General features: G+C 48.4%; 12 protein-coding genes. 4 read left to right on the forward strand and 8 right to left on the reverse strand.

Annotated features, from left to right (window positions below; genetic code table 11):
• Window positions 1-57: 57 nt before the first annotated feature.
• A complete protein-coding gene (locus tag C510_RS0103080; RefSeq protein WP_018709875.1) occupies window positions 58-1,050 on the reverse strand; it encodes a quinone-dependent dihydroorotate dehydrogenase in 993 nt (330 codons plus the stop codon).
• A gap of 130 nt (window positions 1,051-1,180) precedes the next feature.
• Complete coding sequence (locus C510_RS0103085) at window positions 1,181-2,728, reverse strand: ATP-binding protein (protein ID WP_018709876.1); 1,548 nt, start codon at window positions 2,726-2,728, stop codon at window positions 1,181-1,183.
• A gap of 335 nt (window positions 2,729-3,063) precedes the next feature.
• Between C510_RS0103085 and C510_RS0103090 the strand changes: the two genes are divergently transcribed.
• Window positions 3,064-3,747 carry a hypothetical protein gene (locus C510_RS0103090; protein ID WP_025892173.1) on the forward strand — a complete coding sequence of 228 codons (684 nt, stop codon included), beginning with the start codon at window positions 3,064-3,066 and terminating at the stop codon, window positions 3,745-3,747.
• Window positions 3,748-3,815: 68 nt separating this feature from the next.
• Here the strand turns inward: C510_RS0103090 and C510_RS0103095 are convergent, their stop codons facing one another.
• Window positions 3,816-4,433 (reverse strand): Crp/Fnr family transcriptional regulator, encoded by a 618-nt coding sequence (locus C510_RS0103095; protein ID WP_018709878.1) that lies wholly within the window; start codon window positions 4,431-4,433, stop codon window positions 3,816-3,818.
• Between the two features lie 114 nt (window positions 4,434-4,547).
• On the opposite strand from C510_RS0103095, the gene hcp reads away from it, so the two are divergent.
• Together hcp and C510_RS0103105 are read left to right on the forward strand one after the other, a co-directional pair.
• Window positions 4,548-6,206 carry a hydroxylamine reductase gene (gene hcp, locus C510_RS0103100; RefSeq protein WP_018709879.1) on the forward strand — a complete coding sequence of 553 codons (1,659 nt, stop codon included), beginning with the start codon at window positions 4,548-4,550 and terminating at the stop codon, window positions 6,204-6,206.
• Between the two features lie 137 nt (window positions 6,207-6,343).
• A complete protein-coding gene (locus C510_RS0103105; RefSeq protein WP_018709880.1) occupies window positions 6,344-6,808 on the forward strand; it encodes a MaoC family dehydratase in 465 nt (154 codons plus the stop codon).
• A 111-nt stretch (window positions 6,809-6,919) separates the two neighbouring features.
• On the opposite strand, the gene C510_RS0103110 is transcribed toward C510_RS0103105, so the two are convergent.
• The 5 genes from C510_RS0103110 to C510_RS0103130 are packed head-to-tail and all read right to left on the reverse strand — an operon-like array spanning window position 6,920 to window position 11,142.
• On the reverse strand, window positions 6,920-7,480 hold the full coding sequence (locus tag C510_RS0103110; protein WP_018709881.1) for a phosphatase PAP2 family protein: 561 nt from the start codon (window positions 7,478-7,480) through the stop codon (window positions 6,920-6,922).
• 9 nt (window positions 7,481-7,489) lie between these two features.
• Window positions 7,490-7,870: a diacylglycerol kinase gene (locus tag C510_RS0103115; protein ID WP_018709882.1), complete on the reverse strand. Its 381-nt coding sequence runs from the start codon at window positions 7,868-7,870 to the stop codon at window positions 7,490-7,492.
• Window positions 7,871-7,886: 16 nt separating this feature from the next.
• Window positions 7,887-8,642, reverse strand: coding sequence for an exodeoxyribonuclease III (locus C510_RS0103120; RefSeq protein ID WP_018709883.1), 756 nt, complete (start codon window positions 8,640-8,642; stop codon window positions 7,887-7,889).
• A gap of 26 nt (window positions 8,643-8,668) precedes the next feature.
• Entirely contained in the window at window positions 8,669-9,352 is a 684-nt protein-coding gene (locus C510_RS0103125) for a porin family protein (RefSeq protein WP_018709884.1), read from the reverse strand.
• Window positions 9,349-11,142: a PBP1 and LysM peptidoglycan-binding domain-containing protein gene (locus C510_RS0103130; protein ID WP_018709885.1), complete on the reverse strand. Its 1,794-nt coding sequence runs from the start codon at window positions 11,140-11,142 to the stop codon at window positions 9,349-9,351. Before C510_RS0103130 ends, C510_RS0103125 begins: the two co-directional genes overlap by 4 nt.
• 79 nt (window positions 11,143-11,221) lie before the next feature.
• Here C510_RS0103130 and uvrA point away from each other — a divergent pair, with 79 nt between their 5' ends.
• Window positions 11,222-14,059, forward strand: coding sequence for an excinuclease ABC subunit UvrA (uvrA, locus tag C510_RS0103135; protein WP_018709886.1), 2,838 nt, complete (start codon window positions 11,222-11,224; stop codon window positions 14,057-14,059).
• Window positions 14,060-14,099 lie beyond the last annotated feature (40 nt).

Consider the following 14,099-nt stretch of genomic DNA (forward strand, 5'->3'; position numbering starts at 1 on the left):
AATAAGAGTCTCTAAAGGACAGCTTCGGAAAGAGTTGTCCTTTAGAAAAAGGAGGATTTATGGATTGCATGCTTCTGCAATGCGTTTGACAATTCCAGGTCCTTCGTAAATGAAAGCGGAATAAATCTGTACCAGGTGGGCACCGGCTTTCAGCATGGAAGTGGCTTCCAGCGGGGTAAGGATACCTCCGGCTCCGATAATCAACATTTCTTTGGGGGCGTGAGCCGACAAATATCTGACTACCTCTATGGATTTATGGATGACCGGTAAGCCGCTGATTCCACCGGCACCCGCCTGTTTGATTTCGGTTTCAGCAGAATGGATGAGCAGGGAACGGTCCTGAGTAGGTCCGGTAGCGATGAATCCGTCGATGTGATGCCGCCAGGCAAAACTGATGATCTCATCCAACTTGTCGATGGGGACATCGGCCGGTAGTTTCAAGAAGACAGGCTTGTGGTATATTTGTTTCTGATGCAGTATGGCAATGAGTACGGCACTCAGAATTTCATCAGATATACTTCCCCAGTTGATGGTATAATAGTCGGCATATTCGCTGAATGCCTGATAAAGGTCGGCCATTTCGGTTTGGGCCTGTTTCTCATCGTCCGGATGATTGGTGTTGATATTGATTCCCAGAATGTATTTGCCTTTTTGTTTCTGTTGCAGGTTTTTCAGGAAGATGTCTTTTCCCGGATTGTTGAAGCCGGTACGTGAAACCAATGCGTTATCTTTCGGTAATCGGAAAATGCGGGGTGAGGGATTTCCGGCCACTTTCTCGGGGGTGACTGTACCTACCTCGATGAAACCGAATCCCCAGTCACTCAGTTCGTCGAAACAGCTTGCTTCCTTGTCGAATCCGGCGGACAGGCCGACACGGTTCTTGAATGTCAGGTTCTCCCATTGGAACGCAGCGGCTTTGGGCTGATGGAGTATACGGGTCAGACTTCTAACCGGTGCCAGGTGGCGGTAAAGGTGAAGCAGGGTGATAATCTGGTTGTGGGCTTTTTCCGCATCGATACGGAACAGCCAAGGGCGGATAGATTGATACATGTGATGCAATGATTTTGATTCTCTACGGCAAAGGTACGATATCCGGACGAGATTCTGTCATAAAAAAAAGTTATCCCTCATTACTTATTAGGAAGAAATCTAGGTATCAGAGATGTATGTCTGAATCTGTTCAAGCCACAATCCACTTATCAATGCTCTTTGTCTCTTCACTGAAGTTTACACCCACCTTGATGACTTTCCTTCCGTCTGCCGCAAAAGGAGCGGCATAGCCTTTCTCTTCAATTTGCCTCATGGCTTCTTCGGCCGTTCCGTCCAGTTTGAACTCCATGACATAGATGTAGTCGGCGGTTTTCAATACAAGGTCCACCCGTCCCCGTGAGGTACGGTATTCCACCTCGGTATGGAATCCCATCAGCTTGAAAACGATGTACAGGATGTTCTGGTAATGCACTTCCCGGTAGCGTACCAGTTCGTATGGGGTATCGTCGAAGAAGGTGCGCAGGCGGTTCAGGAAACCGTCTACATCTCCTTGGCGGACTTCTCCCACGAAACGCTGTATCTCGTAAGGTGACCGGCTGGTACTTACCGAAGCGTAGTGGGGGAGCAGGAAGCGGAAGAATCCCTGTTCTATTTCACGGTTTGGGAATCCGAGGGTATAGTTCTCGAACTCGGCGTTGTAGTCCTTGATGGTGAGGTAGCCGCTCTGGTAGATGACCGGTACAGGGTCGGTGGAAGCCGCGTCGATGGAATCCAGCACAGGGCCGCTGGTGACGATGTGCTCTATCTCTTCCACGTTGTAGTGGTGCAGTTTCATGAGTTCCACCAGGTAGGTAGGCGTACCCGTCTCAAACCAGTAGCTTCCTATCTGTCTTTTAGCGAAGGTATTGAGCAAGCTGAAGGGATTGTACATTCCGGCTGATTTGTAACAGAAATGATAGCCGTCGTAGTTCACTTTCAGCAGTTCGCAGGCATGGGCATAGTCTGTACCGAGCTCATCTGCCAGTGCATGTATGTCCTCTTCAAAATACTTGTGTAGTTCCGCATCGCTTATGCCGCAAAGTTCCGCATACCGTCTGTCCATGGAAATGTCCATCAGGTTGTTCAGGTCGCTGAACACACTTACCTTGCTGAACTTCGTCACTCCGGTGAGCATGGCAAATCGTATGTAGCCGTCGCATGACTTGAGGGCACCATAGAACGCTTTCAGGGTATTCCGGTATTCGGTCTGTAATTCGGGTTTGGAGATGGTCTGGAGGATGGGCTTGTCGTATTCATCAATCAGGATTACCACATTGCATCCTGTCTTGAGAGCTGCTCGGCGGATAACTCCTTCAAACCGTGTTGCTACTGAATATTCATCGGGGTTGGAACCGTATTCTTCTTCCCATTGCTTCAAAGTCAGTTCCAGCTTGTGCTCCAGACTTTCCTCCGTATCATACTTCTCGGTGTTCAGGTCCATGTGCAGTACCGGATGTACAGTCCAGTCCTTCTCCAACTGCTCCATGTCAAGTCCTTTGAAGAGCTCACGTTTTCCGGTAAAATAAGCCTCAAGGGTAGAAATCGTCAGGCTTTTACCGAACCGTCGGGGGCGGCTCAGAAAATAGTATTGCCCTGTCTTTACCAACTGATAAAGTAATGCTGTCTTGTCGACATAGATATACCCGTTCTTTCTGATTTTTTCGAAATTCTGTATGCCTACCGGATAGAGTCTGTTCATGGCTGGTTCATTTTATTATGTTTCGCTTAAGCAAAGGTAGAATTTATTTGGCGCAATTCCTAATCAGTTAAACATTAAAATAGAGCTCCTTGGTGGCACTTGCGTATTCTTCCATAGGCGTTGAATGTGATTGGCAACTATGAAACGGAGTCAGGAAGGGTAGTCAGTAAGATGTCAGTGAAATGTCAGGGTCTTTGGGTGGATGCTTTCGGACGGGTATTGTATTTTTGTTGCCGGACAAGCACTGTAAGTCATGAAGAAAACGAATGTAGAATCTTTGAATCGGGAGATAAGCTGGAGCTTTCCTGAGGAATGCAGGATGAAAGGAGTGACCGATGCTTCAAGGTAGAAATGGCAACAGACATAGCATCGGTATGCGGCGGTTTATCTTCCTTTTTTTAGGAAGTATTGTGCTGGTCGCTTTCTTTATTTCACAGCATGAAGAGACGGAAACACCATTGCCGGTGAAGCTGGAGAAGGCCATGAATGTTACGAGCATGAATGTCTATCGAAACGAATTTTATGGCTATACGGTGTATTATCCTTCCTTTTTTGAGCAGGTACCCGATTCGCTCATAAATGAAACGGGATGTTGTCAGTTCCGTTTCTGGAATAAGGAAGAAATCGTACAGACGGCTTTCGTACTCTTGAATTCAGACAACCTTACGTTACGCCAGGGAATGGAGCGTTTTGCCCGGGAACTTTATGCTGATGACTGGCGTTATGGCAATGACTATTTTATCCTTTCTGGTCCGCTTTATATAGCAGGTCAGGCCATCAGGGGGCATCGTTTTCATGCCAAATACGTACAACGGCAGAAGCTTTGGTTTGTGCAGTATCTGACTTATCCGGAAAATTGTTCCCAGGCCGTTGCACGGCTTATCCGGTTGATAGATGGCTGGCAGGTATGGGAGAATGGAAAGGACGATATTCCTGAACCTCCTGTCCGGCGGTCTAGGCAGACGACCGGTAAGAAAAGGTCGGAACCGGTTTCACCCTGGATGCTGTTATCCAACTGAGTTCATCTGTACGGTTGGGTTTCTATGTTGTATACCGGATGATTGGACCGAAGCTGGCTGGTCAGGGATTATTTCAGAATTACTACCTCTTTGCCCTCCATACTGATTTTTCCTTCCGCTATCAGTTCCGCCAGTGTACGTGCCAATGAAGGACGGGCTACCCCCAGGATGAAGGCTACTTCCTGCTGGTTGCGGATACGTTTGTGGATTTGCAGATAGTTCAGCAGCCGTGATTTCAGGCTTTGCAGGGCAAATTCGTTCAGCTTCTTGCTCAGGAACTGGCTCCGGTCCGATATTTCACGCAGGAAGTTCTGCATCACTACCGGGTATTGGTGCATGAACTGCAGGAAGCGGTTCTTGTCCATCAGGAAAACCTCGCAAGGTTCTAAAGTCTCGATATGTACCGGAAAGCGGTTTTCGGCGGCATAAATAAATGCCGGTGCCAAGACTTCGGGCGCTTTCATGATTTCGATGGTAAGCAGTTTGCCTTCTGCGCTTTCCATCTGGGCGCGTACTGTTCCGCTGCATAAGATATAGAGGGAACGACAGGTGTCTCCCTGGCGGGCGATGAAGGTATCCGTCGGGTATCGGCGTACACTGTTGGGGGCTTCGGCCAGCAGTTGGCGGGCGGCTTCTTCGCTACATCCTTCAAATATCGGCAATCGGGTCAGGGTTCTTGCATCCATAGGCTTCTTTTTTAACAATCATTCAGAATCTCTGTCACATGGGTGACAGAATAGGGGAGCGGTTTTCTCCATCTTTGCACAAAGAAAATAGAAATCATTTTAAAATTCAACGAAATGGAAGGAAATATGTTTTGTTATCAATGTCAGGAAGCCGCCAAGGGAGTGGGATGTGTTCTGAAAGGTGTTTGTGGAAAGAATGCGTCTACAGCGTGCTCCATGGACCTGTTACTCTTTGTGGTTCGGGGTGTCTCGGTTGCCGCCACAGCATTGCGGAGACAGTCGGTAGACTTTGACCGGAATCGTGTGGATGTGTTTGTGACAGATGCGTTGTTCTGTACCATCACCAATGCGAACTTTGATGAGGAGAGCATTCTCCGTCGGGTAGAAGCCGGACTGGAGTTGCGGAATGAACTGGTGGCGCTGGCTGTCCAGGCAGGTATGGCATTGCCGCAGGTAGACGAACTGACGTGGAATGGTAGCCGTACTGATTTTTCCGATAAGGCGAAAACAGTGGGTGTCTTGCGGGAGCCGAATGTCGATGTGCGTTCGCTGAATGAACTGCTGGTGTACGGACTGAAAGGAATGGCGGCTTATCACGAACACGCTATGCGTTTGGGGCATTCCGACGAGTCGATACATACGTTCATGCAGGAAGCGCTGGCCCGCATCACGGCCGATTCGTTGTCGGCCGATGAACTGGTTGCTTTGGTGCTCCGTACCGGTGAGGTTGGGGTACAGACCATGGCTTTGCTGGACGCAGCCAATACGGGGCGTTACGGTCATCCGGAAATGACACGGGTAAATATCGGTGTAGGAAAACGGCCGGGTATCTTGATTAGCGGTCACGACCTGCGTGACCTGGAAGACTTGTTGGAACAGACAGAAGGTACCGGCATCGATGTCTATACGCACAGCGAGATGCTGCCGGCACATTATTACCCGGCTTTCAAGAAATACAAGCATTTTGTAGGGAACTATGGGAATGCCTGGTGGAAGCAGCGTGAAGAGTTTGCCGCATTCAACGGACCGATTGTCTTCACTACCAACTGTATTGTGCCGCCCTTGGAGAATGCTGCTTATAAGGAACGTATGTTTACCGGTAATTCAACCGGTTATCCGGGATGTCGTCACCTGGAAACAGATGCCAACGGACGCAAGGACTTCTCGGAGGTGATAGCACTGGCACATCAGTGTGAGCCCCCCACAGAACTGGAAACCGGTGAACTGATAGGTGGATTTGCGCACAATCAGGTGCTTCAATTGGCCGATGCGGTAGTCGGTGCGGTGAAAAGTGGAGCTATCCGTAAGTTTATCGTCATGGCTGGTTGTGACGGACGGATGAAAAGCCGTGATTACTATACTGAATTTGCCAAGGCGTTGCCACAGGATACGGTTATTCTGACAGCAGGTTGTGCCAAATACAAATACAACAAGTTGCCTTTGGGTGATATCAACGGTATCCCCCGGGTGTTGGATGCCGGACAGTGTAATGACAGTTACTCGTTGGCACTCATAGCCTTGAAGCTGAAGGAAGTGTTCGGCTTGAATGATATCAATGAGTTGCCTATCGTATACAACATTGCCTGGTATGAGCAGAAAGCAGTGATTGTACTGTTGGCTTTACTGAGTCTGGGGGTGAAGCAGATTCACCTGGGACCTACTTTGCCTGCTTTCCTTTCGCCGGGTGTTGTCAAGGTACTGGTCGAGAATTTCGGTATCGGTGGTATTACTTCGGCGGACGAAGACCTGGAAAAGTTCGGCCTGAAAGGTTGATAGCTTCAGAAAAGTCGGAATTTATTGCACATTTTTCGGAATTGTGTATACTTTTTTAAAATAAATAATCTTTTTGTGCGGAATTTTACTTAAATTTGTCTCGATATAAAGCATTTCGTTTATTTTAAGAGATAGATATGAGTAAAGTTATCATCAACTCGTACGAAGAGTTTGAAAAGCTAGTAGGCCAGCAAATCGGCATTTCTGATTGGTTGGAGATTCCGCAGGAACGCATCAACCTGTTTGCGGATGCAACTCTCGACCATCAGTGGATTCATGTGGATACGGAACGTGCCAAAGTAGAAAGTCCGTTCAAGAGTACCATTGTACACGGTTATCTTACCCTGTCACTTCTTCCTTACCTTTGGAATCAGATCATTGAAGTGAATAACCTGAAGATGATGGTGAACTACGGGATGGATAAGATGAAGTTCGGTCAGGCCGTCTTGTCGGGACAGAGCGTTCGTCTGACAGCCGATTTGCATTCGTTGGTCAACTTGCGTGGTGTAGCTAAAGCTGAAATCAAGTTCTCGATTGAAATCAAGGACCAGAAGAAAAAGGCTTTGGAAGGTATCGCTACATTCCTGTATTATTTCAATTGATTAAGCCTGCCCGGTTTGGGCTCCGGATAAAGAATAAAGCGTCTCTTGTGAGGCGCTTTATTTGTTTGTCTATGGTGAGAATGGAGCTTGTTTGAAACGAGTGCGGGATAACTAGAATTTCAGGGAAGCGTAGATTCCGCAGTGCCCGTCGCCGGCTATCGGGCTCAGGGTAAGGTCGTGTTTACGGGCGAAGGGACGGGTGAAGATGTATGAGCTGGCTGTACCGATAAGGGCACCGGTAGCTACATCTATCCAGTCGTGCTTTTTACCGTACACCCGGCTCCAGCCGACATACGTAGAGACTACATAAGCCGGAATTCCCCATTTCCATCCGTAACGTCGCTGGATGAAGGCGGCGGCAGTGAATGATACCGAGGTATGCATCGAAGGGAAAGAGTGGAAATCACTGTGGTCTGGCCGTTCCTTTTTGACCAGGTACTTCAACGCAAAAGTGACACCCAGCGTAGTCGCGCCGGAAAAGACCCCTTGTTTAAGACCTTCCCAGTCTTTTTCTATTAAAATGGCTGTTAGCCCGGCTACAGGCAGCAGGACAGCACCTACATCGCCCGAAGTGCGGACCGCTTTCCGACTACCGGATACTTGCAGTTCCTGACCGTAGACTGCGGAGCAGCAGCAACTGAAGATGATTAGCGACAATAACAGTTTCTTCATGTGGTAAGTTTATAGTGAAACCGGGAACAGTTTCGGTACAAAGATAATAAGTCCTACTACGGCCGCAGCGATGGCCAGTAGTAAGACAGCTCCTGAAGCCAGGTCTTTGGCCCGCTTAATGGCTTCGTCGTACGATTCATTCACACGGTCGGCCAGGGCTTCGATGGCAGAATTGAAGGCTTCGGCAGCCAGTACACTGCCGATGGCAAAAGTGACCGCTATCCATTCGGTGGCTGAAAGTCCGGTCAGACAACCGGCTACGATGACGCAAACCGCGGCGAAGGTATGAATCCAGGCATTGTGTTCGTAGCGTATAAGCAGTCCGATGCCGTGCCATGCATAGCGGAAACTCTTCAGACGTTTTTTCAAGGTGAAACCACTGTTCTTCATCGGATAGGAGGGAGGTTTAGAAATGAACCGTAACTTCTACCGGACAATGGTCGGAACCGAAGATTTCTGTGTGGATGCGTGCACCTTCCAGTTGAGGCTTCAGGCGTTCGGAAGCCAGAAAGTAATCGATACGCCATCCGGCATTCTTCTCGCGGGCCTTGAAGCGGTATGACCACCAGGAATAAATGCCTTCCTGGGTTGGATAGAAATGGCGGAAGGTGTCTACGAAGCCGGCATCCAGCAGTTGTTGGAATTTTCCGCGTTCCTGGTCGGTGAAGCCGGCATTCATCCGGTTGGTCTTCGGGTTCTTCAGGTCAATTTCCTGATGGGCTACGTTCAAGTCGCCGCATACCAGTACTGGCTTTTTCCGGTCCAGTTCCTGCAGGTAGTTGCGGAAATCATCGTCCCAGGTCATGCGGTAGTCCAGGCGTTTCAGGCCGTCCTGTGAGTTGGGGGTATAAACGGTTACCAGATAGAACTGTTCCATTTCCAGGGTGATGACACGTCCTTCGTGGTCGTGTTCATCGATTCCCAGACCGTAGCTTACAGATAGCGGTTGGTGACGTGTGAAGATGGCGGTTCCGGAATATCCTTTCTTTTCGGCATAATTCCAGTAGGATGAGTAGCCGTCGAACGCTAAATCCAGTTGGCCTTCCTGCATCTTAGTTTCCTGCAGGCAGAAAAAATCAGCATCGAGTGACAGAAAAGCGTCGCGGAAGCCTTTGTCGCAGCAGGCGCGCAGTCCGTTCACGTTCCAAGATATCAGTTTCATGTACTATAATTTGTTTTAAGTGGATGTTATTTTTTCAAGTCGAACAGGTAGGTCACACGTCCTGCGATGTAAGAGTGTCCGGAACGTTCGAAATAATCTTTCTTCGAGTTGTTGTAAAAATCGCTCAATCCGTAATAATAACGGGCTTCTATCAGGAAGTGTCCGATACCAGTCCGGATTTCTACACCTCCTCCGCCTACGATACCATAGTCGAGTTTCCGGTCGGCCATCTTCCCATATTGTTCACCGGTGCGTTCGGAGGCCCAGTTGAAAGTCTCTTTCTCGTTGAGCAGATAGCCGAACTGTGGTCCCAGGTTGACTATGAATCGCAGTCCGTTTCCTTCATCTTTGCCAAAGGCCAGGTGGGCAAGAATCGGAAGTTCCAGGTAGTTCATGGCACGGTGATAGGTATCTCCCGTTTCATCTTCGTATACTTCTTTCCATCCACGCTGGGAATAGTTCAGCTCCATCTGAATGCCACAAATCATGCTGAAATATTTTTCAGAGATATAGCGTGCTGTCAATCCGAAGGACGGGCCTATCTGTTTCCCCTCTCTGATGCGGGGCATGAAACTCACAGAACTGATGTTGACTCCACCATTCACGCCGATGGAAAAATTGTGGCGCTCATCCTGTAACTGAGCCATGACAGGTTGTACTGCCAGGCAAAGAAACAGTGTCAATCCTAAAAGGAGGTATTTTTTCATCATTCGAAATCCATTTTTATCAGTTCATAATCTTTGGTGAAGTGAACGAAGAACACTTTCTGGTTGATGAATCCGCCCCAGTTGTTTACCCGCTGGAACTTGAATCCGGTCTGTATCGGAGTAACTGATATCCGGTCGAGGTTGTCTTCCAGCTTGTTGCCTTGCTGAGCCAGTCCTTTCAGGAAGAAATAGGCAGTATCATATCCTAACATGCCATATTTGGGATAAGAGTTAGCCATTTCTTTTCCATACCAGTTACGGTAATTCTTGCTGAACTGTACGGCAGCAGGGAACAGATTGTTGGTATAGAATGAAGAATAAAAATAGGTATCCAGCTCGTAGAAGTTGGAGAGATATTCCTGTGTATAGGTCTGCCATTCTGGATAACCGAACAGATGCATCTGAATATTAGGATGACTGCGGCGTACCTGTAATAAGGTCGGGAAAATCTGAGCCAAAGCAGAGTTCTTTCCCGATACCGGAATAAAGATACTTTCGGAAAGGGTATCCATGGCTGCTATCAGTTTCTCGGGTGGCGTCTGGGTGTTGATGTTTACCTGACTGTAGGTGAAACGGTTGTCTTTCAGCTCCTTTTTCAATCCACTGATAAATTCATTCTTATCCTTGTCTCCGTTATTCGTATCGAGGAAAATGACATTCATTCCTTTGAATTTACGGATGAAATGTTCATAAGCTTCGGAATACAGATAAGACTGAGGGGTGTTGACCTGATAAATGTTCGGATTATTGAATACCTGATCTACTTTATTGGCAAACGGGACAACCAGTCGGATATTGTTTTTGGCGGCATAGTCGGCCAGCAACTTGATATTGGCAGTCCGTACACCTCCGATGATGATATCCATGTTCTTCAGTTCTCCTTTGTTCAGAATCCCATTGAGTGTAGCTGTGTTTCCTTTGGTGTCATACGTATAAAGGTCTACCGATACGTTCTGTGCTTTCAGTTCGTTAAGAGCAAGCAGCACTCCTTCATAATATTCGGTCATACGTTGTTGTTCGTCTTTGTTGTCTGTTCCAATCATGAAGGGGAGTAGTATGGCGGCTTTGATCGTATGAATGCTTTTCCGTTCGAACTGGCTTTCGCTGAATAGTTCTTCGTTGGTAGGAACTGTTGTAGGAGTAGCCGGTGTCTTTTCCTGTGTTTCGGTTTTCGGATAAGGAATAAACAGGAACATTCCTTTTTTCAGTTTCTGTGTACGGAGTTCAGGATTGGCCGCAATCAGTTCCTCTTGGGTGATACCGTATTCCTGGCTGATGCTGAAGATGGTTTCTTTCCGCTCTACCTTGTGCATTTCTTTCCAGGTCTGTTTCTTTTTATTCGTAGCCGACTGTTCCGGCGATGACTGTGCTGTCTCTGTCGTTGTGGAGCCGGCAGGAATAACGATTACCTGACCGATTCTGAAGTTGCTGGCACTCAGTCCGGGATTAGCGGCGCAGATGTCTTTGGCTGAGACTTTGTATTTGACGGTCAGCTGGTAAAGGGTTTCACCGGGTTGGATGGTGTGGAAGGACTTGGATCGGTCGGTACCTGCTGTCTTTTGTTTCTGTGGAATCTTCAGGGTTTGTCCGGTATTGATTTGGGAGTCGCTTCCCGGGTTCAAACGTACAATCTCATCTACCGTAGTGTCATACATGTTGGCGATGGAATAAAGGCTCTGGCCTTTGGAAACGGTATGTAGGAAATAGCTGTCCGCAGTCTGGGCAGATATTCCTGTATAAAATGAACTTGCCGATAAAATCAGCGAAAGACAAATCGTGTGAATGAATTTCATTTTTTATTCTTCCTCTTGGTTGAGTGGCAAAAGTACAAAAAAGCATTATCTTTGCAAAATATCAGTGATATATTAAGTTATGACAGAAGGAAAAGAAACCATAAACATACAGGGAGCACGTGTCCATAACCTGAAAAACATCGATGTAGAGATACCGCGTGACAGTCTGACGGTCATTACCGGACTGAGTGGAAGCGGAAAGTCTTCGTTGGCATTCGATACGATTTTTGCAGAGGGACAACGGCGGTATATCGAGACATTCTCGGCCTATGCCCGTAATTTCCTGGGCGGTATGGAACGTCCCGATGTAGACCAGATAACAGGGTTAAGCCCGGTCATTTCCATCGAGCAGAAAACCACGAATAAGAATCCACGGTCTACAGTAGGTACTACCACTGAAATTTATGACTACCTGCGTCTGCTTTTTGCCCGTGCCGGAGTGGCTTATTCGTATTTGTCCGGCGAGCGGATGGTGAAGTATACCGAAGATAAGATTCTGGAACTGATACATCGGGACTACAAAGGTCACCGTATCTATATCCTGGCTCCACTGGTACGTACCCGAAAGGGACATTACAAGGAGTTGTTCGAACAGGTACGGAAGAAAGGGTATCTGTATGTGCGGGTGGACGGTGAGATCCGTGAAATCGTACACGGCATGAAGCTGGACCGCTACAAGAATCACGACATTGAAGTGGTGATAGACAAGACAGTGGTGACCGAGAAGGAGGAGAAAAGGCTCAAGCAGAGTGTGGCGACAGCTATGACCCAAGGCGATGGCCTGCTGATGATACTGGATGCGCAGACAGAGAGTGTACGTCATTACAGCAAACGCCTTATGTGTCCGGTAACCGGACTTTCTTACCGTGAACCGGCTCCGCATAACTTCTCGTTTAACTCTCCTCAAGGGGCTTGTCCACGCTGCAAGGGATTGGGATATGTCAACCTGATTGATGTGGATAAGGTGATACCGGACCGGTCGCTATCGGTCTACGAAGGAGCGGTTGCTCCGTTGGGCAAGTATAAGAACTCCATGATATTCTGGCAGATTGATGCTTTGCTGGAGCGGTACGATGCCACCTTGAAGACTCCTGTAAGCGAGCTGCCGGAAGATGTCATCAACGAAATCCTGTACGGATGTGATGAACGGCTGAAAATCAAGAGCTCGTTAATTCATACGACTTCCGATTATTTTGTGACCTACGAAGGCATCGTGAAATATATTCAGCTGATGCAGGAGAAGGATGCTTCGGCAACGGCACAAAAATGGGCGGAACAGTTTGCCAAGACCGATGTCTGCCCGGAATGTAAAGGGGCGCGTCTGAATAAGGAGGCGCTTCATTTCCGTATACACGATAAGAATATCTATGAACTGGCTTCGATGGATATCAGCGAACTGTATGAGTGGTTGCAGCAAGTGGAGCCTCATCTGGAGGAGAAGCAGCGTCTCATCGCAACGGAAATCCTGAAGGAAATCCGTTCGCGGTTGAAGTTCCTGCTGGATGTGGGGCTGGATTATCTGTCTTTGAACCGTTCTTCAGTCAGTCTGTCGGGGGGGGAAAGCCAGCGTATCCGCCTGGCTACTCAGATAGGTTCGCAGCTGGTGAATGTGCTTTACATTCTGGATGAACCCAGCATCGGGTTGCATCAGCGGGACAATATCCGGCTCATCAACTCATTGAAGGAACTGCGTGATTTGGGTAATACGGTAATCGTGGTGGAACATGACAAGGACATGATGCTGGCCGCTGATTATGTGGTGGATATGGGGCCGAAAGCCGGCCGGTTGGGAGGAGAAGTGGTCTTCGCCGGAACGCCGGAAGAGATGTTACGGACCCATACGCTGACTTCGCAATACCTGAACGGGGAGATGAAAATTGAGATTCCGGCCGAACGCCGTCCGGGTAACGGACATTCACTGTGGTTGAAGGGGGCGAGAGGAAACAACTTGAAAGGAGTGGATGTAGAATTTCCGTTAGGTACGTTGATTTGTGTGACTGGAGTTTCCGGTAGTGGAAAATCAACGCTGATAAACGATACACTTCAGCCTATCCTGTCGCAGCATTTCTACCGTTCGCTACAGGACCCGTTGCCATACGACAGCATCGAGGGGTTGGAATACATCGATAAGGTTGTGAATGTGGACCAGTCTCCGTTGGGGCGTACTCCGCGTTCGAATCCGGCGACCTATACGGGCGTCTTCTCGGATATCCGGAATCTGTTTGTCGGATTGCCCGAGGCGAAAATCCGGGGTTACAAGCCGGGACGTTTCTCGTTCAATGTAGCGGGTGGACGCTGTGAAACCTGTGGCGGAAACGGTTACAAGGTGATTGAAATGAATTTTCTGCCGGATGTACTGGTGCCTTGTGAGGTGTGCCACGGAAAGCGTTACAACCGTGAGACACTGGAAGTGCGCTACAAAGGAAAATCCATTGCCGATGTACTGGATATGACCATCAACCGGGCTGTGGAGTTCTTCGAGAATGTACCGCAGATTCTGAACAAGATTAAGGTGTTGCAGGAAGTCGGATTGGGATACATCAAACTGGGACAGCCTTCTACGACATTGTCGGGTGGGGAAAGCCAACGTGTCAAACTGGCTACCGAATTGGCTAAGCGCGATACGGGCAAGACTGTCTATATCCTGGATGAGCCGACCACCGGACTTCATTTTGAAGATATCCGGGTCTTGATGAATGTACTGGAACGTCTGGTGGCCAAAGGAAATACGGTTATTGTCATCGAGCATAACCTGGATGTCATCAAGATGGCCGATTACATTATCGATATGGGGCCCGAAGGAGGAAAAGGCGGAGGTCGGTTGCTGGCTTGCGGAACTCCGGAACAGGTGGCGCAGTCTACGGAAGGCTATACCCCGAAGTTTGTCCGCGAAGAACTGGCTCAGTCCGGCAAATGAGGGTAAGGTGTCGGAAATTCAACAACAGATAAAGGATAAA

The sequence above is a fragment of the Phocaeicola barnesiae DSM 18169 = JCM 13652 genome (assembly GCF_000374585.1).
GTDB lineage: Bacteria > Bacteroidota > Bacteroidia > Bacteroidales > Bacteroidaceae > Phocaeicola > Phocaeicola barnesiae.